The 21,325-nt window shown below is 59.0% G+C and carries 19 protein-coding genes; 13 read left to right on the plus strand and 6 right to left on the minus strand.

Annotation, left to right across the window (positions count from 1 at the left end; genetic code table 11):
• Positions 1–26: 26 nt before the first annotated feature.
• Together NR193_RS03180 and NR193_RS03185 are read left to right on the plus strand one after the other, a co-directional pair.
• Positions 27–1,130, plus strand: a complete 1,104-nt coding sequence (locus tag NR193_RS03180) for a glycosyltransferase family 9 protein (RefSeq protein WP_256749431.1) — start codon at positions 27–29, stop codon at positions 1,128–1,130.
• Between the two features lie 140 nt (positions 1,131–1,270).
• Positions 1,271–2,011 carry a polysaccharide deacetylase family protein gene (locus tag NR193_RS03185; RefSeq protein WP_256749432.1) on the plus strand — a complete coding sequence of 247 codons (741 nt, stop codon included), beginning with the start codon at positions 1,271–1,273 and terminating at the stop codon, positions 2,009–2,011.
• A 36-nt stretch (positions 2,012–2,047) separates the two neighbouring features.
• On the opposite strand, the gene NR193_RS03190 is transcribed toward NR193_RS03185, so the two are convergent.
• Both NR193_RS03190 and NR193_RS03195 read right to left on the minus strand, forming a co-directional pair.
• Entirely contained in the window at positions 2,048–2,437 is a 390-nt protein-coding gene (locus tag NR193_RS03190) for a DUF427 domain-containing protein (RefSeq protein ID WP_256749433.1), read from the minus strand.
• 145 nt (positions 2,438–2,582) lie between these two features.
• The gene (locus NR193_RS03195; RefSeq protein ID WP_256749434.1) at positions 2,583–2,939 is read right to left on the minus strand and encodes a hypothetical protein; all 357 of its coding nucleotides are present in this window, start codon (positions 2,937–2,939) and stop codon (positions 2,583–2,585) included.
• A gap of 192 nt (positions 2,940–3,131) precedes the next feature.
• Here NR193_RS03195 and NR193_RS03200 point away from each other — a divergent pair, with 192 nt between their 5' ends.
• Positions 3,132–4,760 (plus strand): fatty-acid--CoA ligase, encoded by a 1,629-nt coding sequence (locus tag NR193_RS03200; protein WP_256749435.1) that lies wholly within the window; start codon positions 3,132–3,134, stop codon positions 4,758–4,760.
• Positions 4,761–4,942: 182 nt separating this feature from the next.
• Positions 4,943–5,728, plus strand: a complete 786-nt coding sequence (locus NR193_RS03205) for a DUF1499 domain-containing protein (RefSeq protein WP_256749436.1) — start codon at positions 4,943–4,945, stop codon at positions 5,726–5,728.
• 14 nt (positions 5,729–5,742) lie between these two features.
• On the opposite strand, the gene NR193_RS03210 is transcribed toward NR193_RS03205, so the two are convergent.
• Positions 5,743–6,651 carry an MBL fold metallo-hydrolase gene (locus NR193_RS03210; protein WP_256749437.1) on the minus strand — a complete coding sequence of 303 codons (909 nt, stop codon included), beginning with the start codon at positions 6,649–6,651 and terminating at the stop codon, positions 5,743–5,745.
• A gap of 118 nt (positions 6,652–6,769) precedes the next feature.
• Here NR193_RS03210 and NR193_RS03215 point away from each other — a divergent pair, with 118 nt between their 5' ends.
• The 9 genes from NR193_RS03215 (at position 6,770) to NR193_RS03255 (ending at position 17,101) form a co-directional block, all read left to right on the plus strand.
• Entirely contained in the window at positions 6,770–7,360 is a 591-nt protein-coding gene (locus tag NR193_RS03215) for a biotin transporter BioY (protein ID WP_256749438.1), read from the plus strand.
• A gap of 80 nt (positions 7,361–7,440) precedes the next feature.
• Complete coding sequence (locus NR193_RS03220) at positions 7,441–8,466, plus strand: NAD-dependent epimerase (RefSeq protein ID WP_256749439.1); 1,026 nt, start codon at positions 7,441–7,443, stop codon at positions 8,464–8,466.
• A 219-nt stretch (positions 8,467–8,685) separates the two neighbouring features.
• On the plus strand, positions 8,686–9,567 hold the full coding sequence (rfbA, locus tag NR193_RS03225; protein WP_256749440.1) for a glucose-1-phosphate thymidylyltransferase RfbA: 882 nt from the start codon (positions 8,686–8,688) through the stop codon (positions 9,565–9,567).
• A 2-nt stretch (positions 9,568–9,569) separates the two neighbouring features.
• On the plus strand, positions 9,570–10,121 hold the full coding sequence (rfbC, locus tag NR193_RS03230) for a dTDP-4-dehydrorhamnose 3,5-epimerase (RefSeq protein WP_256749441.1): 552 nt from the start codon (positions 9,570–9,572) through the stop codon (positions 10,119–10,121).
• Between the two features lie 34 nt (positions 10,122–10,155).
• Positions 10,156–11,226 (plus strand): dTDP-glucose 4,6-dehydratase, encoded by a 1,071-nt coding sequence (gene rfbB, locus NR193_RS03235; RefSeq protein ID WP_256749442.1) that lies wholly within the window; start codon positions 10,156–10,158, stop codon positions 11,224–11,226.
• Positions 11,223–12,131 (plus strand): dTDP-4-dehydrorhamnose reductase, encoded by a 909-nt coding sequence (gene rfbD, locus NR193_RS03240; RefSeq protein ID WP_256749443.1) that lies wholly within the window; start codon positions 11,223–11,225, stop codon positions 12,129–12,131. Before rfbB ends, rfbD begins: the two co-directional genes overlap by 4 nt.
• Positions 12,128–15,610, plus strand: coding sequence for a glycosyltransferase (locus NR193_RS03245; RefSeq protein WP_256749444.1), 3,483 nt, complete (start codon positions 12,128–12,130; stop codon positions 15,608–15,610). Before rfbD ends, NR193_RS03245 begins: the two co-directional genes overlap by 4 nt.
• A 17-nt stretch (positions 15,611–15,627) precedes the next feature.
• Positions 15,628–16,311, plus strand: coding sequence for a class I SAM-dependent methyltransferase (locus NR193_RS03250; protein WP_256749445.1), 684 nt, complete (start codon positions 15,628–15,630; stop codon positions 16,309–16,311).
• 4 nt (positions 16,312–16,315) lie between these two features.
• Positions 16,316–17,101, plus strand: a complete 786-nt coding sequence (locus tag NR193_RS03255) for a class I SAM-dependent methyltransferase (RefSeq protein ID WP_256749446.1) — start codon at positions 16,316–16,318, stop codon at positions 17,099–17,101.
• 8 nt (positions 17,102–17,109) lie between these two features.
• Here NR193_RS03255 and NR193_RS03260 read toward each other — a convergent pair whose 3' ends face one another.
• From NR193_RS03260 to NR193_RS03270, 3 genes are all read right to left on the minus strand, one after another.
• Positions 17,110–17,664, minus strand: a complete 555-nt coding sequence (locus NR193_RS03260; RefSeq protein ID WP_256749447.1) for a bifunctional 2-polyprenyl-6-hydroxyphenol methylase/3-demethylubiquinol 3-O-methyltransferase UbiG — start codon at positions 17,662–17,664, stop codon at positions 17,110–17,112.
• Between the two features lie 225 nt (positions 17,665–17,889).
• A complete protein-coding gene (locus NR193_RS03265; protein ID WP_256749448.1) occupies positions 17,890–20,382 on the minus strand; it encodes a hypothetical protein in 2,493 nt (830 codons plus the stop codon).
• Positions 20,379–21,323, minus strand: coding sequence for a hypothetical protein (locus NR193_RS03270; RefSeq protein ID WP_256749449.1), 945 nt, complete (start codon positions 21,321–21,323; stop codon positions 20,379–20,381). Before NR193_RS03270 ends, NR193_RS03265 begins: the two co-directional genes overlap by 4 nt.
• Positions 21,324–21,325 lie beyond the last annotated feature (2 nt).

A 21,325-nucleotide genomic window follows, 5' to 3' on the forward strand; every position in this document is an offset into this window, starting at 1 on the left:
GTCCCGCCAATTGCTCCCGGAAACTGATGTTGCAGACTTCACCCGCGCCGTTTCGATCGATCCTGGTCATTCAAACGAAGTTCATGGGAGATCTCGTCCTCGCCTCGGCGCTCGCGGAAAACCTGCGGCTTGAATTCCCCGGCGCAAGGCTCGTGTTCCTGTGCGAGGCCCGCTTCGAGAGCTTCGTGCTCGCCCATGGCATCGCTTCCGAGGTGGTCACATTCAGCCGAGCCCGCATGCGCGGCACCACCCTGGAGCGAGCAAAGGAGCTTTACGCCATGGTACGGGCGTTGCGCCGCTTCCGCTTCGACCTGACGATCGACCTGACCGATTCAAAGACGTCGCGCATCATTACCGGGTTCGTCAACGCCAAGACCCGCGTCGGCTACGACCCTCCGGAGAGGCCCCTGCGCCTGCTGGAGCGGCAGCCCGCCAATGTCTTTGCCAAGCCATATGGGTTTGGTGGCCAGCATTATCTGTACCGCTATCTTTCGCCGCTCCAGGCGCTTGGCATCGGTCTCCGTGTGGCGGTTCCGCGCATTCAACCGCTGCCGGTCGAGACGGCAAAGGCATTGGCACTCCTGGGCAAGAATCACCTGCGGCCAAACGCCTTTGTGGTTGTGCATGCGGGTGCAAGCTTCGAGGGGCGGCGTTGGCAGCCGGAGCGGTTTGCCGCGGCGATCGTCGAAATCACAGGCGAAACCGGCCTGGACGTCGTCCTGGTGGGTGGCCCGGACGAGCACGGGATTGCCGAACGTATCGTCGCCCGGACAGCACCATCGGTCGTCAATCTGGTTGGGCAGCTGTCGCTTGAAAGGCTGCTGGCGGTGCTGGCGCAGGCCAGGCTGTTTCTCGGCAACGAAAGCGGCCCTATGCACATGGCCGCGGCGGTGGGAACCCCGGTTGTCGGGCTGTTCGGTTCGACGGACCCGTCGCGCTGGGGGCCCGTGGGCGTATCCAGCATTGCGCTTCGGCCACCAATGCCTTGCAACTGCGTCGCCAGGGGTCTGTGCCGCTGGCCGGATCCCAGCAAGGCTTGCTGCGTGTGGCGCCTGGAGGTCAAGCCTGTCGTCGACGCGGTGCTTGAACTCCTTTCGCGCACCGAAGTGAAGCTGGAGCGCGCCATCTGAGATCATGCGTGGCGGGCGTCGCGTCTCACCACGCGGACAGTCAAATTGTCGCGCCTTGCGCTTTTCTGCTATGCACCATCCCGATTTCCGCCTTCATGCAGGTCTTGGGACACTCACTTGAAAATACCGGTCGGGAACTGATGCACCTGCTGCAAAAACATCTCTGCATGCTCGCCATCTCGTTGGCGGTGGTATCCAGCGGCAATGCCGCGACGCTGGTCGAGCCCACGCTGCACATCCAGCCGGATGCAACCGGGGCGGGCCGCGTTGCGCTGACGCTCGATGCCTGCGGCGGACAGACCGACAACCGGATTCTCTCGGCGCTGGTGGAAAACAAGATTCCCGCCACCATTTTCGTTACCGGCATCTGGCTGAAGCGAAACGCCGCCGCCGTCGAGATCATGCGGGCGCATCCCGATCTGTTCGAACTGGAAAATCACGGCGGCCATCATGTCCCGGCGGTCGACACGCCGCAGAAGATCTACGGCATCCGCAGCGCCGGCAGCCCGGACGCGGTACTGGCCGAGGTCGAGTCGGGTGCCGCTGCCCTTGCCAGGACCGGCGAGCCGGCGCCAAAATGGTTTCGTGGGGCAACCGCCGAATACAGCCCGTCGGCGATCGCGATGATCCGCAAGCTTGGCTTCAAGATTGCAGGCTTCTCGATAAACGGTGACGGTGGTTCGCTGCTCGGTGCCAGGGAAACCACCAGGCGCATCGCTGCGGCCAGGGATGGTGACGTCATCATCGCCCACATCAACCAGCCGACCCATGCCGCCGGCGAAGGCGTGGTGCAGGGCCTGCTGGCGCTGAAGGAAAAAGGTCTGACCTTCGTGCGGCTCGACGATGCCGACGGCATCGGCAATCACGGCACCACGGACTAACGGCAGTCGCGGATTCGAAGAGTGGCTGCCGCCCGCTCAGCCTGGTTTGGCTTCGATGCTGACCTTGCTGGCGTAGAATGCGCCGTGAGCGCGGATTTCAGTCATTTCGTCGAATGGCCGCTCGTAAGCCCACATCGCATTCTGGCCGGTCTCGCCGGCAGGCAGCACGCTCCAATAGCTTGCATCGCCCTTGTAGGGACAATGGGTAGAATGTTCCGTGCCGCCGAGCTTGCTGAAATCGATGTCGGCGAACGGAATGTAGAAGACTGGGGGATAGGGCGTCTCGGTCAGCACCTTGGCCTTCGTGGAGGAGGCGATAACCGTGTCCCCGGCGCGCACGGTGACGGTGCCGACGTAGGGCTCGATGGCAATGACCTTGTCCGGATTGCGTTGAAAGCCGGGTGCCGGGTTGGCGATCTGATCCATGCGGGGGTCTCCTTGCCTCGACTTTAAAGTGTGTCGTGCAAGTGCATTGCGCAAGGCCTGCTGTCGCCATGCTGCACACAAGGCCGCCTGCACAAGGCTGGGGTCGACTGTGCGCGCCTTTGAGACCGCCCTGTCCGGCCGAGAGTCAAGCAGCGGCCTTGAACGCATCCATGAGCCCGGCATAGGCGGCTGCGATACCGGCCACCGGGTTGCTGCTTCGCGACGCGGTCTCGACTTTCAAGGAGCCACCGCCGGTCGGCAAGGTGAGCAGCAGGAACTGGCGATTGCCGCCGTCGCCGACGGATGCGGCCGCTACGTGCTGGCCTTCGCCTTCGTTCTGGACGCACATCTTGAACAGCAATGTGCCGCCGACCGCTTCGAGCGCGCCGCCGACAACTTCAACAAATTCGTCTTCGGAAACAGTCTTTGTATCCGGCACCAGATCGGCCAGGCTTTCGGCAAGCGTACTTTCGAGAGCTTTGTCGTCGAGCTGCGCGTCCATGCGAACCTCTTTCAGTCGCCAATCGCCCCGTGCCCATTAACGAACCTTAACGCCGACGATGGCCGGATTGTGGCGGTTTTCCCGGTCCCGTCGATCAATGCAGCGCTTGCCCGGGCCGGTGACTGGACAAACCGCCGGTTCGCTCCACAATGGAGCGAAAAGCAAGAACGCAAAAGCGTAGGGGAGGAACGAATGCTGGGACTGATGCAGGAATGGCCGCTGCTGTGCCACAAACTCATCGACAATGCCGAGCGGCAGCATGGCGTGCGCGAGATCGTGTCGCGCTCGATCGAGGGACCGATCGTGCGCACTACCTATGCGGACATCCATCGCCGCGCCCTGAAGGTCACCCAGCGGCTGGAACGCGACGGCTATCGCTTGGGCGACCGCATCGCCACGCTGGCCTGGAACACGGCGCGCCACATCGAGGCCTGGTACGGCATCATGGGCATCGGTGCGATCTATCACACGCTCAATCCACGGCTGTTTCCCGAGCAGATCGTCTGGATCATGAACCATGCCGAGGACAAGGCAATCTTCGTCGACCTGACCTTCGTGCCGCTGCTCGAGAAGATCGCCGGCGCCGTCAAGTCGCTGAAACAGGTGATCGTGCTGACCGACAGAGCGCACATGCCGCGGACCACACTGCCCAATGTGGTCGCCTATGAGGACTGGCTGAATGAGGCGGATGGCGACTTCGCCTGGAAGGTTTTCGACGAAGGCACCGCCGCCGGCATGTGTTACACGTCGGGGACCACGGGCGATCCAAAGGGCGTCGTCTACAGCCACCGTTCCAACGTTCTGCACGCCATGATCGCCGCCATGCCCGACGCGATGGGGCTGTCGTCGCGCGATACGATCCTGCCGGTCGTGCCGATGTTCCATGCCAATGCCTGGGGCCTTGGCCAGAGCGCGCCGATGGTCGGTGCCAAGCTGGTCATGCCTGGCTGCAAGATGGACGGCGCCTCGATCTATGAATTGCTCGACACCGAGAAGGTGACCTTCAGCGCCGCCGTGCCGACCGTATGGATGATGCTGCTGCAATACCTCGAAGAGACCGGCAAGAAGCTTCCCCATCTGAACAGGGTCGTCATCGGCGGCTCGTCCTGTCCGCGCGCGATCATGACGAAGTTTCAGCAGAACTACGATGTCCAGGTCATCCATGCCTGGGGTATGACCGAGATGTCGCCACTCGGCACGCTGTGCACCTTGAAGCCGGAATATGCCGGCCTCCAGGGTGAGGCCCGGCTCGACATCCAGCAGAAGCAGGGCTACCCGCCCTTCGGCGTCGAAATGAAGGTGACCGACGACGACAACAAGGCGCAGCCCTGGGACGGCAAGACGTTTGGCCGGCTAAAAGTGCGCGGCCCGGCCGTTGCCCGCGCCTACTATGGCGGCGCGGGTGCGGAGCAGTTCGACGAGGACGGCTGGTTCGACACCGGGGACGTCGCCCACATCGATGCCGGAGGCTATATGCAGATCACCGATCGTGCCAAGGACGTCATCAAGTCCGGGGGCGAATGGATATCGACCATCGACCTCGAGAATCTGGCCGTCGGCCACCCCGACGTCGCGGAGGCGGCGGCCATCGGCGTCCAGCATTCGAAATGGGGCGAGCGGCCATTGCTCGTCATCGTTGCCAAGCCGGGCAAGGAACCGACCAAGGCGGACATCCTCGATTTCATGGATGGCAAGGTGGCCAAGTGGTGGATGCCGGACGATGTCGCTTTCGTCGGCGAGATACCGCATACCGCCACCGGCAAGATCCAGAAGATCACCCTGCGCCAGCAGTTCAAGGATTATCACTTGCCTACGGATTGACTGGGTGTTGCGTGTTTCGGCTTCAAGCCGCCGCCAAAAGGCACTATAGCGCCGCGCGCCCTTTTTTGGGGCGCGCAAGGGGCGCCGTGGCATTTTTAACTGGCGCATGCCCCCGAAAATCGATTCCGATTTTCGGGGGCATGCGCTAAGTCTCCGTTCGGGTTGGGGCAGCGCGGAAAACAATGGTCAGCATTCCCGAACGGCAGACGTCGAAGGCGGCCGGATGGTCGCGACGCACCGCCGCCTTTTCGGCGGTGTTGCTGCTGACCGTCTTCATCGGCCATCGCTTCGATCTCGTCGAAACACCTGTCTTCCTGTGGGTACTGGGCATTGTCGCGCTGCTGGCGGCCCTGGCGCTCCTGTTTGCCGGATTTGCCTTTTCGAGGCTGTGGAATTTCGGCGACCGCGGAGGTCGCGACCTGACGCTCGGCGTCCTGCTGGCGCTGCTCGTGCTCACACCCTATGGCGTTGCCGCCTACTGGGCGACGATCTATCCGCCGCTCAGGGATATCTCGACGGATTTCGACGATCCGCCGGCGCTCGACGTCAGCGACCGGACCAAGGACATGAACGTGCTCTCCCCGCCCACGCCCGGCGAACAGCGGCTGCAGACCGAGAGCTATCCGATGGTCAGCGGGCGCAGCTACAATCTGCCATTCGACACTGTCGTGGATGCCGTCGAAACCGTGCTCGATCGCCGCGATTGGGATCTAACCGAACCCTATCCCGATCTCAGCGGGCAAAGCGAGGTGACCATTGCCGCGACAGCCAAGGGTTTTGTCCTCGGTCTTCCCGCCGACGTGGCTATCCGCGTGACCGATGACGGTGATTCCATCATCGTCGACATGCGGTCGGCTTCCCGCTACGGTCGCTACGACCTCGGTGACAATGCCGCGCGCATCACCGATTTCCTCGCGGAACTGGACCAGGAAGTCGCCGGCCAGGTTGGCGCGGCTCCGGCCGAATAGGCATCGGCAGATGCCTATGTGGCCGGCGTGAAAATGCCGTCAATGGCCGGTGCGGCGTCTGTCGAGACCATGCCGCGCGCCACAAGATCCTCCAGATGGGCAAGCACCGACAATCCGGCAGCGCCATGAAGCCGCGGATCGGTATCCCTGTAGATCGCCTTGACCATGTCCGCGATCGTCCGGTCGCCGGCCCTGACCCGCTCCAGGATGGCTCGCTCGCGCATCTTGCGATGCGTCCTCAATCCGCGCATGAAACTGCGTGGTGCCGTCACCGGTCCACCGTGGCCAGGAAATAGCAAGCGGTCGCCTCGCTCGATCAGCCGATCCAGCGAGGCCATGTAGTCAGCCATCGCCCCGTCCGGCGGCGCGACGATCGACGTCGCCCACGCCATGACATGATCGGCCGAAAACAGGATGCCGGTTCCTTCCAGCGCGAATGCCGCGTGATTGACGGTGTGGCCCGGGGTCAGAACGGTCCTGATCGACCAGCCGTCGCCGTCGACCAGCCTGCCGTCGGGAAGTGAGATATCGGGAGCGAAAGCAGTGTCGGCACTGGCGTCGAGCACATTGGTCTCGCCGATATGCAAGGGTCTTGCGGGGCGGTGCGGACCCTCCGCCAGCACGATGGCGCCGGTGCGCTCTTTCAGCCGGGCCGCCAGAGGGGAGTGGTCGCGATGCGTGTGGCTGATGAAGATATGGCTGACCGGCCTGCCTGCGATCACATCGAGCAGGGTCCGCAGATGCGTCTCGTCATCCGGCCCCGGATCGATCACCGCCAGCGTATCGCGGCCAACGATGTAACTGTTGGTACCGTGAAAGGTGAAGGGGCTTGGATTTCGAGCTGTGATGCGTTGGACGTCCGGCGCGACGCTCACCCCCTGGCCGTAGGCGGGATCGAAGCCGGTGTCGAATTTGAGAGCCATGGCGGATCGGTGCTTTGTTTCAGGGAACGGCAAAACCGATTGCCGCATAACACGCAAGCCAATATAGGAGAACGCGTGGCCGCGAATACAAGATGGCGGCAATCGGATGGGGAATATCATGGCAATTGCAACAACGATGCGTCCGCTTGTGTCTCTGGCTTTGCCCGAAAACGGCATGTCGCGGCTGGCGACGCAGCTTTTCCTCGCGATCGCCGGTACGCTGGTGCTGACCTTGTCCGCCAAGACCAAGGTGATGCTCGGGCCGGTCGACATTTCGATGCAGACGCTGGCTGTGCTTCTGATTGCCGCCGCCTTCGGCATGCGTCTCGGCGTCGCCACCCTGCTGCTCTATATGGCGGAGGGCGCGATGGGCTTCCCGGTCTTCCAGAGCACCCCGGAAAAGGGCATCGGCATTGCTTACATGCTCGGCTCGACCGGTGGCTATCTTGCCGGCTTTGTGGTCATGGCGGCGATCGTCGGCTGGGCCGCCGATCGGGGCTGGGATCGCCATCCGATCAAGCTCTTCAACGCGATGCTGGTTGCCGAAGTCGTCATGATGGCGATGGGCTTTGCCTGGCTGGCGCTGCTGATCGGCCCCGAAAAGTCGTGGCAGTTCGGCGTCGTGCCGTTCATCGTCGGCGACCTGATCAAGGTTGCCCTTGCGGCCAGCCTGGTGCCGGCCGTGTGGTCGTTGCTGAAGCGCTCCTGAAGTCTGCAAGAAGCAGGAAGCCAAGTGTCATATGACATCAGGGGGCTGTTGCCCGACAATGTCGCGGACGGATGCTTCCAATGAAAGTTCTGGTCACCGGCGCTGCTGGATTTATCGGCTATCATGTGGCCAGGCGTCTGCTGGAGCGCGGTGACGAGGTTGTCGGTATCGACAGCATCAACAGCTACTACGATCCGCAGCTCAAGCGGGCGAGGCTGCGGCTGCTGGAGGAGGCGAGCCGCAAGACCAACGCCGGCTATCATTTCATCCACGGCAATCTCGCCGACAAAAGCGTGGTCGACGGCTGTTTTGCCGACCACGCATTCGACCGGGTGATCCATCTCGCCGCCCAGGCCGGGATTCGCTACAGCCTGGAAAACCCGCATGCCTATGTCGAAAGCAACATCGTCGCCTACGCGAACATGCTTGAGGCCTGCCGCGGCAGCGGCGTTGCACACCTGACCTATGCCAGCACTTCGAGCGTCTACGGCGCCAACACCGACATGCCGTTTTCCGAGCATCGGCCGGCTGACCACCCGCTGCAATTCTACGCCGCGACCAAGCGCGCCAACGAGCTGATGGCGCACAGCTACAGCCACCTGTTCGGGCTGCCGACGACCGGGCTTCGCTTCTTTACCGTGTATGGTCCCTGGGGGCGCCCGGACATGGCGCTTTTCCTATTTACCAGGAGCATCCTTGCCGGCGAGCCAGTCAAGCTGTTCAACAACGGCAATCACACGCGGGATTTCACCTATATCGACGATATCGTCGAAGGCGTCGTCCGGGCCAGCGACAGCCCGGCCGCCCGCAACTCCGCCTGGGACTCCGGCCATCCGGACCCGGCGACGAGCAGCGCCCCCTGGCGCATCTTCAACATCGGCAACAACAATCCGGTGAAGCTGACCGCCTATGTCGAGGCGCTGGAAAATGCGCTTGGCCGCAAAGCCATCATCGAGCTGTTGCCGCTGCAGGCGGGCGACCTGCTCGATACGTTCGCCGACACGTCGGCGCTGGATCAGGCAGTCGGCTACCGCCCGGCCACGACGGTGCGCGAGGGCGTCGGGCGCTTCGTCGACTGGTACCAGGCATATTATGGGCGGGGATAGCGACGGGCACATCCTTGCGCGAAATTGCTGTTGAGTTAGTGTCAGCCCTGCGAACTCTGTTCGCGCTCCAAGTATTTGGATAGACACTTGCCGCCTGGGATGGCTTTCTGTCGGACATGGTCAGGTCGTTTGTCGCGTGCGTCGATTGACAAGCCATTGCATGAAACCTAAGCACGGGCAGTCAAGGCCGGGGGGCTTCGGCATGTCAAGGAGAGCTTCTTGAAAGGAATTGTCCTTGCTGGAGGCAGTGGAACGCGTCTTTATCCACTAACATTAGCAGTCTCTAAGCAAATTCTCCCGATATACGACAAGCCGATGATCTATTATCCGCTGAGCGTTTTGATGCTTGCGGGAATCCGCGAGATTCTGATCATTTCGACGCCGCGTGATCTGCCTACATTCCACCAGCTGCTCGGCGACGGATCGGAGTTCGGGCTCGACCTGTCCTATGCCGAGCAACCGCATCCCAACGGTCTTGCGGAGGCCTTCATCATCGGCCGCGACTTCATCGGCAAGGACAGCGTGTCGATGATTCTGGGCGACAACATCTATTTCGGCGATGGGCTGTCGGAGCTTTGCCGCGCCGCTGCATCGCGTGAAAGCGGCGCTTCGGTGTTCGCCTACCATGTCGAGGATCCCGAACGCTATGGCGTGGTGTCCTTCGACAAGGCGACCGGAACCGCGTTGACGATCGAGGAAAAGCCGCAGAAGCCGAAATCCAACTGGGCTGTCACCGGCTTGTATTTCTATGACAATGACGTCGTCGACATCGCCCCGACCATCCGGCCCTCGGCGCGCGGCGAGCTGGAGATCACGGCGCTCAACAACGTCTATCTCGGTCGCGGCCTGCTGCACGTGCACCGGCTGGGGCGCGGCTATGCTTGGCTCGACACCGGCACGCATGACAGCCTGCACGAAGCCTCCTCCTTTGTGCGCACGATCGAGCACCGCCAGGGCATCAAGGTTGCCTGCCCGGAGGAAATCGCCTTCGAACAGGGCTGGCTGACGGCGGACCAGGTGCTGCAGCGTGCAACCCGCCTGGGCAAGAACGAGTACGCCGCCTATCTGCGCCGGCGTGTCGTCGATCTTTCGGAGGGTTAGGCGTGGAGGTGAGGCCCCTTGGCATCGACGGCGTGCTGGAGATCGTTCCGAAGCGGCACGGTGACGCGCGCGGGTTCTTTATCGAAACCTACAATGCCGAGCGCTTTTCGCAGGCCGGCATAGACTTGCGTTTCGTGCAGGACAACCATTCCTATTCCGCCGCCGCCGGCGTCTTGCGCGGGCTCCACTATCAGCTTGCGCCGCGCGCCCAGGACAAGCTGGTGCGCGTTATCCGTGGCAGCATCCTCGACGTCGCGGTCGACATTCGCCGCGGCTCGAAGACCTTTGGAAAATGGGTGGCCCTCGAACTGTCGGCCGACAAGGGCAACCAGATTCTGGTGCCAAAGGGCTTCGCGCACGGCTTCGTGACGCTCGTGCCCGACACCGAGGTTCTGTACAAGGTTACTGACACCTATTCGCCCGAGCATGACCGGTCGATCCGTTTCGACGATCCCGCCATCGGCATCGAATGGCCGTCGATGGCTGGCGGGTTCCAGCTTTCGGACAAGGACCTCAAGGCGCTGCCGCTCGCCGCCGCCGAGGTGTTTGCCTGATGGGTGTTGCCAAGGGGTGCGTGAGGACAGCAGCATGAATTTCCTGGTGACAGGCGGTGCCGGTTTCATCGGTTCGGCGGTGTGCCGGCATCTGTGCGCCAACCCGGCCTATCGCGTGACCAATCTCGACAAGCTCACCTATGCGGGCAACCTGGCCTCGCTGCGGCCGATCGAGAATGCGCACAACTACCGTTTCGTTCATGCCGACATTTGCGACGAGAGGGCGGTGCTCGACATCCTGCGGCGGGACGATATCGACGTCGTCATGAACCTCGCCGCCGAGAGCCATGTCGACCGCTCGATCGACGGGCCAGGCGCCTTCATCGAGACCAACATCGTCGGCACCTACCGCATCCTCAATGCCGCGCTGGAATACTGGCGCGGCCTGCCCGAGGACAGGAAGAGCCGCTTCCGCTTCCATCACGTCTCGACCGACGAGGTGTTCGGCGATCTGCCTTTCGATGGCGGCATGTTCGTCGAGGAAACACCCTATGCGCCGTCTTCGCCCTATTCCGCGTCGAAGGCGGCCTCGGACCATCTGGTGCGGGCCTGGCACGAGACCTATGGCCTGCCGGTCGTGCTTTCCAACTGCTCGAACAATTACGGCCCCTATCATTTTCCCGAAAAGCTGATCCCGCTCGTCATCCTCAACGCGCTCGATGAAAAGCCACTGCCGGTCTATGGCGCCGGCGCCAATGTGCGCGACTGGCTGTTCGTCGAGGATCACGCGCGGGCCTTGGAACTCGTCGCCACCAGGGGCAAGCCAGGCGAGAGCTACAATGTCGGCGGCAATTCGGAGCGGACAAATTTGAGCGTCGTCGAGACGATCTGCGATCTGCTCGACACCAGGTGTCCGCGGGCCGGCGGCAGGAGCTATCGCGACCTGATCTCGTTCGTCACCGACCGCCCCGGTCATGACCGCCGCTATGCCATCGACGCATCGAAGATAGGGCGGGACCTCGGCTGGGCGCCCAGCGAGAACTTCGACAGCGGCCTGGCGAGAACCGTGGACTGGTTCCTGGACAACAAATGGTGGTGGGGGCCAATCCGCGAACAGCGCTACGCCGGTGAACGGTTGGGCGAAGCGCGCAAGGAGGGGGTGTGAGGCTCGTTGTCACCGGACGCGAGGGCCAGGTCGCGGCAAGCCTGCTCGAGGCTGGCCAGAGGCACGCCGGCGTGGAAGTCATCGCCATTGGCCGCCCGGAGCTCGACCTGGCAAGACCCGACACCGTGATCGAAGCCATTGCGGCCGCGCAGCCGGATATGGTCGTATCAGTCGCCGCCTACACGGCGGTGGACCAGGCGGAGGATGAGCCTGAGCTGGCATTCGCGGTGAATGCCGTCGGCGCCGGCAAGGTGGCGCAAGCGGCAGCGCGGCTCGGCGTCCCCGTCATCCACCTGTCGACCGACTATGTCTTCGACGGCTCGAAAGACAGCGCCTATGTCGAAACCGACGCGACGGCGCCGCTCGGCGTCTACGGCGCTTCCAAGCTCGCCGGTGAACAGGCGGTGGCGGCAGCCAACCCGCGTCATCTGATCCTGCGCACGGCATGGGTCTACAGCCCGTTCGGCAGGAATTTCGTCAAGACCATGCTGCGGCTGGCCGCCGACCGGGACGAGATCGCGGTGGTGGCCGACCAATGGGGAAATCCCACCTCGGCACTTGATATCGCCGACGCGATCCTGCATGCGGCAGCACAGCTGCATGGCGACAAGCGCTTCGGTGCCTTTGGCGTATATCATCTGGTCGGCACGGGCGAGACCAACTGGAGCGGCTTTGCGCGTCATATCCTCGACACAAGCCAGGCTTTTGATGGTCCTTGGGCGCGGGTACGGGACATTGCCACGATGGACTACCCGACCAAGGCGCGCCGCCCCTCCAATTCCCGGCTTTCGAGCGCGAAATTTGCCTCCACCTTCGCATGGACGGCGCCGCACTGGCGGCAATCGACGGAAAAGGTGGTGCGACGTCTACTTATCGGCGGGACGAGACAGGCAGTGACTGCATGAACAAGCATCCGTCACCCGAGAATATCCGCGACGCGAAACCTGGCCGGCGTGCCATAGCCGAGGCGGCGCCGAAGAAGCGGGCCAAGGCGAAAGCCGCGCAGCCTGGAGAGCGCGACCTTTCGCTTCGTGACCTGTACAACGCGCATGGCGGCAAAGTGTCGGACAAATGGTCAATCTATCTGGACACATATGACCGTATCTTTTCCGGGTATCGGAACAAGCCGGTTCGAATCCTGGAAATCGGAGTTCAGAACGGCGGTTCGCTGGAGATCTGGCGACAATATTTCGCCAATGCGGAGCTTGTCCTCGGCTGCGACATCAATATGGCTTGCGGCAATCTGGTTTTTGACGATGAGAAGATTGCGGTCGTCGTCGGCGACGCCAATACCGACGAGACAGAGCGAAATATCCTCGCGAGGTCTGAAAAATTCGACATCATAATCGATGATGGCTCGCACCTGTCGTCGGATATAATACGGTCTTTCGCTCGCTATTTCCCTCATCTTTCGGAAGGGGGAGTCTACATAGCTGAAGATTTGCATTGCAGTTACTGGGGGGAATTCGAGGGCGGCCTCTACGATCCTCTTTCCTCCATGTCATTCTTCAAGCGCCTGCTCGATGTGGTCAACCATGAGCACTGGGGACTGGACCGCCGCCGCGTCGATGCTCTGGCCACTTTCGCCGAACAGAACAAGATCGCATTCGAGGAAGCATCCCTCGCGTCGGTCCATTCCATCGAGTTCTTGAACTCGCTCAGCGTTGTGACGAAGCGGCCAACTCGGGAAAATGTTCTGGGGCCTCGCAGTGTGCATGGCCGCATTGCGCTCGCCGAGGGGAGCGTGGTTCCTCTTGACGGTACGGAGAACAAGGCGACCGATCAAACCGGAAATCTATGGTCGTTGAGGTCGATGACCATGGAAGAGGAAATTGAAACCAACTGGACGTTGGCGGTAAGCCAGGAAGCGCGCATCGCGGCTTTTTCCGGTGAGCTAGTCGAGATACGCGAGCGAATCAGAAATCGCGACAACGAGATCGCTGCACTGAGGATAAAGTGCGAGCAAGTCCGCGCGGTCACGCAAGCGCTGGAGCTGGCCAACGCGAATCTCGCAGTGCTTGAACATAGGGTGGGGGAATTAAATCGCGAAATCGAATTGATTCACGGCAGCCGGATCTGGCGCTATAGATCGTTCCTGCGAAGACTTGCTTCATTTCCGAATGCGGCGACTTTCTATGCCGGACGGACCATCGCGTTGCGCGCACTGCATCATTTGGAAGGCGTGCCTTTAGGCAAGCGAGCCACTGAGTGGACAATAACGGGTGATGATCCGCAGTTCGAACTCCTCTGGCGGGGCTCCCAGCCGTTGCCTGCCGGGCATTACCGGCTCAGCGCGTATGTGCCTGCTGAAGCGGAGGCGTTGACTGACGCGCGCCTTTATGTCGACAGCGGCAGGGGGTACAGTGAAGTCGAACGGATCGATCTGCGTTTTCGTTCGAACGGCAAAGGTCTGGCCGCCGCGACCTTCCCACTTAGCGTAGCAGCCTCGAAACTGCGTTTCGATCCAAGCGACCGTTCCGCTCAGATCACGATCGGCGGCGTCCGTTTGCGTCGGCTGGCACGGGTTGAATATTATGCTTGCCTCATCGGGAGAATCCTCGCCCGCCACGTGAAAAGCCCTGATTCCCTGGGACGGTCTGCCGCGCGCGCCGTAAAACTCTTGAGACAAAGCGGCCCCCGGGGATTTTTAGCGACACTCCGATCAGCGGAGGCGCGAGGCGCTCTGGGCAGCGTTAGTTATGAAGGGTGGATTGCGCTCCATGACACGCCGACGGAAGACGACATTGCGGACCTTCGCCACCGCCTGGCCGAGCTTAAGGTGAAGCCCCTCATTTCAGTGCTCATGCCAGTCTACAATACGCCAGAGAGACTCCTGCGGGAAGCGATCGAGAGCGTCCGCGCCCAGATCTACGAGAACTGGGAATTGTGTATTGCGGACGATTGCTCGACGGAGCCGCATGTGCGGCGCGTTTTGAACGAATATGCGAAACGCGATCCTCGTATCAAGGTCGTCTTGCGCGACAAGAACGGCCATATCTCGCAGGCATCCAATTCCGCCCTGGAGATTGTCACCGGCGAGTGGGTTGCGATGCTTGACCACGACGATATTCTCCGCCCGCACGCGCTGGCCGAGATCGTGCTGGAAGTCGATCGCCACCCTGACGCCGAACTGATCTATAGCGATGAAGACAAGATCGATTCGGAAGGCAGGCGTTATGATCCCTGCTTCAAGCCGGATTTTTCTCGGGAGCTTTTCCGGTCACAGAACTATCTGAACCATCTGACCGCACATCGGGCAGAAAATATCCGCGCCGTCGGCGGCTGGCGCCCCGGCTTCGAGGGCAGCCAGGACTATGACCTCAATCTGCGCGTCATCGAGCGCATTGCCCCTGAGGGAATTCGGCACATTCCGAAAGTGCTCTACCATTGGCGGGCGGTGGAAGGCTCGACGGCGCTTGACGGGTCTCAAAAGAACTACGCCTATCTGGCTGGGTTGCGGGCGCTGGAAGAACACGTCGAGCGCATGGGTATCCCGGCGAGAGCCGAGGAAGCTCCAGGCACATCCTGCTACCGTCTTCGGTTTTTCGTGCCAGAGCCGCAGCCGCTTGTGAGCCTCATCGTCCCAACGCGTGACAAGGTCGAACTCCTCCGTCGCTGCGTGGAGTCCATCCGCGAAAAGACAACTTACAGGAACTACGAGATTGTAGTGGTCGACAACGGCTCAGTGGAAGAGGAAACCCTTGCCTATTTCAGCGAGTTGAAGAAAGCGAAGAACGTTCGTGTGCTCCGTTACGACAAACCGTTCAATTATTCTGCGATCAACAACTTCGCCGTAGGGAAAGCGAAGGGGTCGATCATTGGCCTCGTCAACAACGACATCGAAGTGATCTCGCCGGACTGGCTGACGGAAATGGTCTCCTGGGCCGTTCAGCCGGATGTGGGCTGCGTTGGCGCAAAGCTCTATTATGGCAATGATACGATTCAGCATGGCGGCGTGATTGTTGGCTTGGGCGGTGTCGCAAATCATTCGCACAAGCATTTCCCACGCCATCATCCAGGGTATTTTTGCAGGCTGAAGGTCCTGCAGAATCTCTCCGCTGTTACGGCAGCCTGTCTTCTGATCCGCAAAAGCTTGTTCCAAGAAGTCGGTGGTCTCAACGAGGTCGACCTGACGGTCGCCTTCAACGATGTCGACCTTTGTCTGAAAGTACAGGAAGCCGGCTATTCAAACGTCTGGACGCCCTATGCCGAGCTTTACCACCTTGAAAGCGTTTCTCGCGGCGTTGAGGATGCTCCGGAAAAAATGGCGCGTTTCAACAGTGAAATCGCGTATATGCAAAGACGGTGGAAAAAGATCATCGAGCGTGACCCTTTCTATTCGCCGAATTTGACAAAAGCGCGAGAAGATTTCTCGCTAGGCTAATACCGGAAAGAATAGCAATGGCCGAATTCCATTTCGTCGAAGACTACGAAATGCACGTCGCGAGACTCATGCGCGATCATCCGATAGACGAAGCGATGTCACTCGCCGTCGGTGGCGCCTATGACATTATCGGCCGCATTGAAGCCGAAGCCCTCGTCAAAAACGGCCTGCGCGATGGCATGCGCCTTGCCGACGTCGGCTGCGGTTCGGGGCGCACGGCGGTTGCGCTCGCAAGACGCCTGCGCATCGACTATGACGGTTACGATATCGTTCAGGCTTTGCTCGACTATGCCAGGAGCAAGACACCCGAAAATTATAGGTTCCACATGAACCGAGCGGTGAAACTCCCGGCCCCGGACGCGACATTCGACTATGTATGTGCCTTCAGCCTCTTTACCCACCTTCTGCACGAAGAGACATTCATCTACATGCGCGACTGTCACCGTGTGCTGAAGAAGGGCGGTAAGCTGCTGTTTTCGTTCTTGGAATTCCACATGCCGCCTCACTGGCAGATTTTCGAGGCGACGGTGATCCAATATGAGGCCGCAGCCCGCCCGACTCTCAACATGTTCCTTGAGCGCGAGGCCATTGAGGTCTTCGCGACCAGGATCGGCTTCAATGTGGAGAGATTTATCGACGCCGACGCTCCGGTTCTCGAAGGGCACGCTCTCGGCCAGTCGATGTGCGTGATGGTGAAATAAAAAGATGCGATTCTTCCGGAAGTCTCCCCCAGCTTTAGAGCCGCGCACGAAGAACATTACCTCGGCATTGAACCTTGCCGGAAAGGGTATCGAATACGGCCCCTTGCACGCGGCACTTTTGCGGAAACCGCACTACGACGTTTCCTATGTGGACCATGCCGACCGCGCCTCCTTGGCGCAACATTATGCCAACGATCCCAACGTCGACGTCAGCCTGATCCCCGAGATTGATATCGTCACCGGCGGCAAGTTGATTTCTGAATTTCTCCCAAAGGAGTCGATCGACTACATCGTCGCGTCGCATGTCATGGAGCATGTGCCCGACCTGCTGGGTTGGCTTGAGGCGAATCTGCATGTGCTCAAGCCCGGTGGCCGGATCGCCGTCGCGTTTCCCGACAAACGTTACTGCTTCGACCTGAAACGAAAAAGCAGCATGATTTCGGATCTGGTGGCGTCTTACCTTGAGAAGCGGACGATGCCGAGTTTTCGGCAGATCTGCGACCATTTCTGGAATGTCAGCAAGGCTAATCCGGTGGATTGCTGGAGTAAAATTACTACCCCTGAAAATGCGGAGTATATGATAGATAGAAAAGATATTTTGCCAATCCTAAGAGATCTCAAGCTTAGAGAAGATTACATTGATACTCACTGCTGGGTGTTTACGGATTCTGAATTTATTGAGTGTATTAAATTGGCGGGCGGTGTAATAGACGGTTCTTTTGAAATCATTTCGTTCCAACCAACACAGCCCAACACGCTGGAATTCTATGTGACTATTGGGCGGATTTAGGTATTCGATCAATCGGGAACGGGCTCGAAGACTGCCAGCTGATTGGCCCACAGCAAAAATCGCTCATAATGGCAAAGACGCATTCCGCACGTTTTGCCCAACGCGGCTAGCGAAGTCCGATCAAACATTTCCTCATGTTCGTCAGCAGCGTCTGGGCTGAATAAACGAATTGCGGCGCCCACATCGTGAATTCTCCGGAATGCTTTATGCGGCGTGGTCAATACGATGCGGCCGCCTGGAGCGAGAAGCGATCGCCACTCATTGAGATGATTTGCCGGATCCTCGAGATGCTCCAGCAAAGCAAGAGCAACGACGGTATCAAATCGCCGACCTTCAGGGAGCGCAGTTCCGAACTGGTGTTTTGGATAGGATTGGCGAGCCAACTCGATCGACTCAGCATCGTAGTCATATCCGAAATATTGATCCTTTTTAGCAAACGAGGCGAGCGTTCCGCTTCCGCACCCAACATCAAGCGTATCGCCGCGTAACCAAGGCCGAGCCTTAGTTACCCTCGCCAAACGGAGGGCGGGAGAAAATATTCCCTGCGATGCTTGATCAGCCAAACCCAGTTCCTCCTGCGTCGAGTGTCACAAAATCTGCCCTGTTGTCATCAAACATTGCCTGCTTTGGCAGCTCGGCAATGAACCCGACATTACACAAAACGTCGAGGGTTTCGACTGCGGATTCTCTTGGAGCTGTGTCCCCGGCGGTGGTGTAATATGACCATCAGTTCGTGTTTCAAGCGCGCAACATATCCTGCTGTCCACTATCTCAACGCGAGCGGCTATTTACCCAGTGCTTGCTCTCGGGATAGAAGACCTGCCGTTCACCAGTATTAGGGTGATAACTGATAGTGCAAAGCCAGCAATGCAAAATTCAAGCGTCTTCAGCAAGTGACTGCTATCGTAATAGAAACGAATTTTTCCTTGTCCGCTCACCTCAACGGCAGGAAAAAAATCTAAAAACTTTTTTAGCTCTACCGGCCTTCCATCCAGCGTGGCTCGCCAATATTTATTGGTGCGGATGGGGAAAATGACCCATCCATGAGTTGCCCCCGAATATTCCACGGTCACGTCATCCGGTCGATACGTCGCGAGGCGCACAGGGCCATAATCTGCTTCCGGTTGTCCGTTTAACGCGTTCACATAATAGCCGGAACCTGAAACTTCGTGATTTTCGATAACGTCAATACCCGGCTCTACCGGTGTGATCGAAAAGTTCTGAGGAAGCTGGGTTTTCTCAACAACCTTAATTTTTGGAATACCAGGAAATGTACTGGACCCAATTTGATAAGTTGCCCCTCCGGCAGTTTCGAAGGCCCATGCGCTGAGCATCTTCTCGCTGTCGGGTTTGGCCATTGAAATGACGTACCGATAAGTTCCGGCCACAAGAGGAACGTCCTGATTGAAACCAAAGGTGGCGAACCGGTTGTTACGGACCGCTTCCGGCGGTATTTCTGCGTGAGCCACGAGGAGTTCATCTTTGTAGAGATCAAACATCAATGCCGAAGGGGCGTGATCCTGATCATAGGTTCCGAATAACACCTGCACGTTCGTAGCGTTCATGGGTTTGTCAATTAACAAGTCGCCTTTGAGGGCGCCATTGTTAAGGGGAAGAGTAGGTCTCTGGCCAATTCCAGAGGTCTGATGTGCCAATTCAGTAGCGCAACCATCTTTGACCAGGAAGAAGCGGACGCCGGCATAGGTAATCCCTCGGCTGGAGAAATTGATGTCGGAGCATTGAATGATGGAGGCCGTATATGTTGTCTGATAGGAAGGTGCTATGTCTGCGGCTATCTTATTTTGTGCGTCGGTACGAAAGCCGTGAGCAAACAGCTCTGGCAACCGGTAGTTTGATAAGAACCCAGAGACAAGGAAGCTATCGTCTGCAATGATACTTTGCCCTGGGCGAATATTATCTAGAACGTAAGATATTGACGGAGTTTCCGGAAAAAATGTCTCGATATCTGGCCTTGAGTTAATTTGTCCAAACCAAAACCATAGATTGATTGCCTGAAGGATGCATATGAATACAATTATAAGTGGGTTATAATATATTTTCGAGTAAAGAAAAGATATGCGGTGGATCGAAAAAGAAGACAATATGGCAGCTGATAAGCCGAATAAAACTGAGGCCCTGCTCCATGTATTGACGTCAAATCCAGGAATTAGCTTTATGAGGTTGGCGGGCGCTGCGCCAAATGCAGTCGCCAACGTGAATGTTGCCACGAGTAACCCGAAAACAGCAAATCGATTAGGTGACTTGAAAATAAAATATAGCGCAAGAAGGGTAAGGATAGCAGCAGGTATTCCCGCAGAGAAGGTACGCTCAACGCCTAGATGGTCCGCAAAGTCAGAGCCAAACATATAGATGATGTCGTAGGGTGTGAACCCCGTTCCACTTGTTCGGCTAGACAAGTCAGTTGAATCGAGAATTTCTTTGATTTGCAAAAGGCCGGGAAGGGCGAGGAGCGCACCTGCGATGCCTGCGCATGCCAACCCGGTAACTCGCCTGACTGTAAGCTGATTGATACCTGAGCTCCGGAGTTCGGCAAAGAGGAGTACGATCGCCAGTATCAGGGACGAGATAGCTCCAAGGATGGCCACAAATGGAAAGCCGCCCAGGCCCATCAAGGCTACGCTGAGAGTGAACCCCAAGGCCCAACTCAGGCGGCCTGATTGCCAATACCGAAGTTGAGTGGCGAGAACCCATGGAATAAGAGCGCTCGTTGTCAGATGCGGCCAATGTGCCCAAGCGATGTTGAAGCCGCAAAATGCAAATACCATGGCGCCGAAAATTGCGGCCACTCGATTTCTGAACATGAAAAACAGCAGAAAATAGGTGCCGAAAGCAGCTAAAAAATAATTTGCCAGAATTGCAAACGTGTAACCCACAGCCTCGTTCGGCGTGAGGGCATAAACTAGAAAGGGTATCGAAAGGCCTTCGTAAATCGGCGCCTGGATGCCAACTGCACCCAGTTGATGGACGGGGTTCCACAGCGGGATATGCCCTTCCCATAACTCTCGCCTAAACTCCCGCCAGTTTGGTAGCCGGTGATCCAATGCGTCAGACCGCTCTGCATTGACAAGTGGGGTGTCGACCCCGGCATTGTCCCATCCTGGATAGGCCAACAGCAGATCCATCGGTGCCAGCGTTTGCCGAAAGGGATTCACACCCACGATACCCAGGACGAGAACGAAAAGAAGCGCCATCGAAATGACGTGCCGCAAAAATGGGGCCGGGTCCGGCAAGTGATTGTTTTGCAGGGATGTTTCCGTCATTTGCGTATCCAAGCACTTTCCCCTCTTCGCAGCATCAACTCTACCAAGGCGATCAGGCAATCTCCAAGAACGGTGACGAGCCGGTTGCCGAGAGCAACCGCGGTAGCCGATGGAGCCGACAAGCCCGCAGCAGTAAGCCCCATGATCAGGACAGCCTCACGCACGCCAAGCCCGCCTGGCGCTCCCGGAACGATAAAGCCAATGAGCCAGGCAGCCGCTCCTATGCCGATCAACTCGGCCACATGCCCCGCGTCGCTTAGGGTCCTGGAAAGCGCAACGATCAGCAACCCATTGCCAATGAAAAACAGTGCATAGAGAAGAAAAGCCTCGGCGGATACGACAAGCGCTCTGCTTCCGATGCCCACGATCCTGAAGCGGAACAAAAGCACCGCCCCGATCGCAAACGCCAAAAGACCGGCGGTGATCAATCCCGCGATCAATGTAGGATTATCGAGACTATACCGTGCATATGCATCTTGGAAAACCGGCCACGCCAGCAAGGCGCCCAACGCCCCGGCGGCAAGAACAACAACGGACAATTCCCCTATCTGGGCAAAAGCAAGCGCCTTGTTCGACGCCCCGGCATTGCGGGCGAGGGCAAAGCGGCCAACCATATGCATCACGTTGCTCGGCAGATATTTGTAGATCTGCGTCCTTCCAAAAATGGCAAGCGCACGACCTAGTCCAAAGGATGGTCCGTCGACGAGAGCCAGGAACCGGTACCAAGCGATGCCGGCCAGTTGCAGAATGGCAGCATAGGCGACAGCGCAGCCTAATATGGAGAACAAAAAAAGTGGCGAGATGAGGTGTTGTTGCAGATCACCGAAGGAGCGATGGATCGCTAGTCCCACGAAGACAAGCGCGGCAAGACTGACAGCCAGCCCCCCAAAGCGAACTATGGACTTTAACTTGCTGCTTTTGGCTGATGGTGCCGTCTGCATTG

The sequence above is a fragment of the Mesorhizobium sp. Mes31 genome (assembly GCF_024519675.1).
Taxonomy (GTDB): Bacteria; Pseudomonadota; Alphaproteobacteria; order Rhizobiales; family Rhizobiaceae; genus Mesorhizobium.

Coding starts and splice junctions, on each gene's coding strand:
- NR193_RS03210 (WP_256749437.1), bottom strand. CDS start 6,651: ATGGCTCTCAAATTCGACACCGGCTTCGATCCCGCCTACGGCCAGGGG.
- NR193_RS03220 (WP_256749439.1), top strand. CDS start 7,441: ATGAAAGTTCTGGTCACCGGCGCTGCTGGATTTATCGGCTATCATGTG.
- NR193_RS03200 (WP_256749435.1), top strand. CDS start 3,132: ATGCTGGGACTGATGCAGGAATGGCCGCTGCTGTGCCACAAACTCATC.
- NR193_RS03255 (WP_256749446.1), top strand. CDS start 16,316: ATGCGATTCTTCCGGAAGTCTCCCCCAGCTTTAGAGCCGCGCACGAAG.
- NR193_RS03245 (WP_256749444.1), top strand. CDS start 12,128: ATGAACAAGCATCCGTCACCCGAGAATATCCGCGACGCGAAACCTGGC.
- NR193_RS03250 (WP_256749445.1), top strand. CDS start 15,628: ATGGCCGAATTCCATTTCGTCGAAGACTACGAAATGCACGTCGCGAGA.
- NR193_RS03190 (WP_256749433.1), bottom strand. CDS start 2,437: ATGGATCAGATCGCCAACCCGGCACCCGGCTTTCAACGCAATCCGGAC.
- NR193_RS03265 (WP_256749448.1), bottom strand. CDS start 20,382: ATGACGGAAACATCCCTGCAAAACAATCACTTGCCGGACCCGGCCCCA.
- NR193_RS03195 (WP_256749434.1), bottom strand. CDS start 2,939: ATGGACGCGCAGCTCGACGACAAAGCTCTCGAAAGTACGCTTGCCGAA.
- NR193_RS03205 (WP_256749436.1), top strand. CDS start 4,943: ATGGTCAGCATTCCCGAACGGCAGACGTCGAAGGCGGCCGGATGGTCG.
- NR193_RS03270 (WP_256749449.1), bottom strand. CDS start 21,323: ATGCAGACGGCACCATCAGCCAAAAGCAGCAAGTTAAAGTCCATAGTT.
- rfbB (WP_256749442.1), top strand. CDS start 10,156: ATGAATTTCCTGGTGACAGGCGGTGCCGGTTTCATCGGTTCGGCGGTG.
- NR193_RS03180 (WP_256749431.1), top strand. CDS start 27: ATGTTGCAGACTTCACCCGCGCCGTTTCGATCGATCCTGGTCATTCAA.
- NR193_RS03215 (WP_256749438.1), top strand. CDS start 6,770: ATGGCAATTGCAACAACGATGCGTCCGCTTGTGTCTCTGGCTTTGCCC.
- NR193_RS03185 (WP_256749432.1), top strand. CDS start 1,271: ATGCACCTGCTGCAAAAACATCTCTGCATGCTCGCCATCTCGTTGGCG.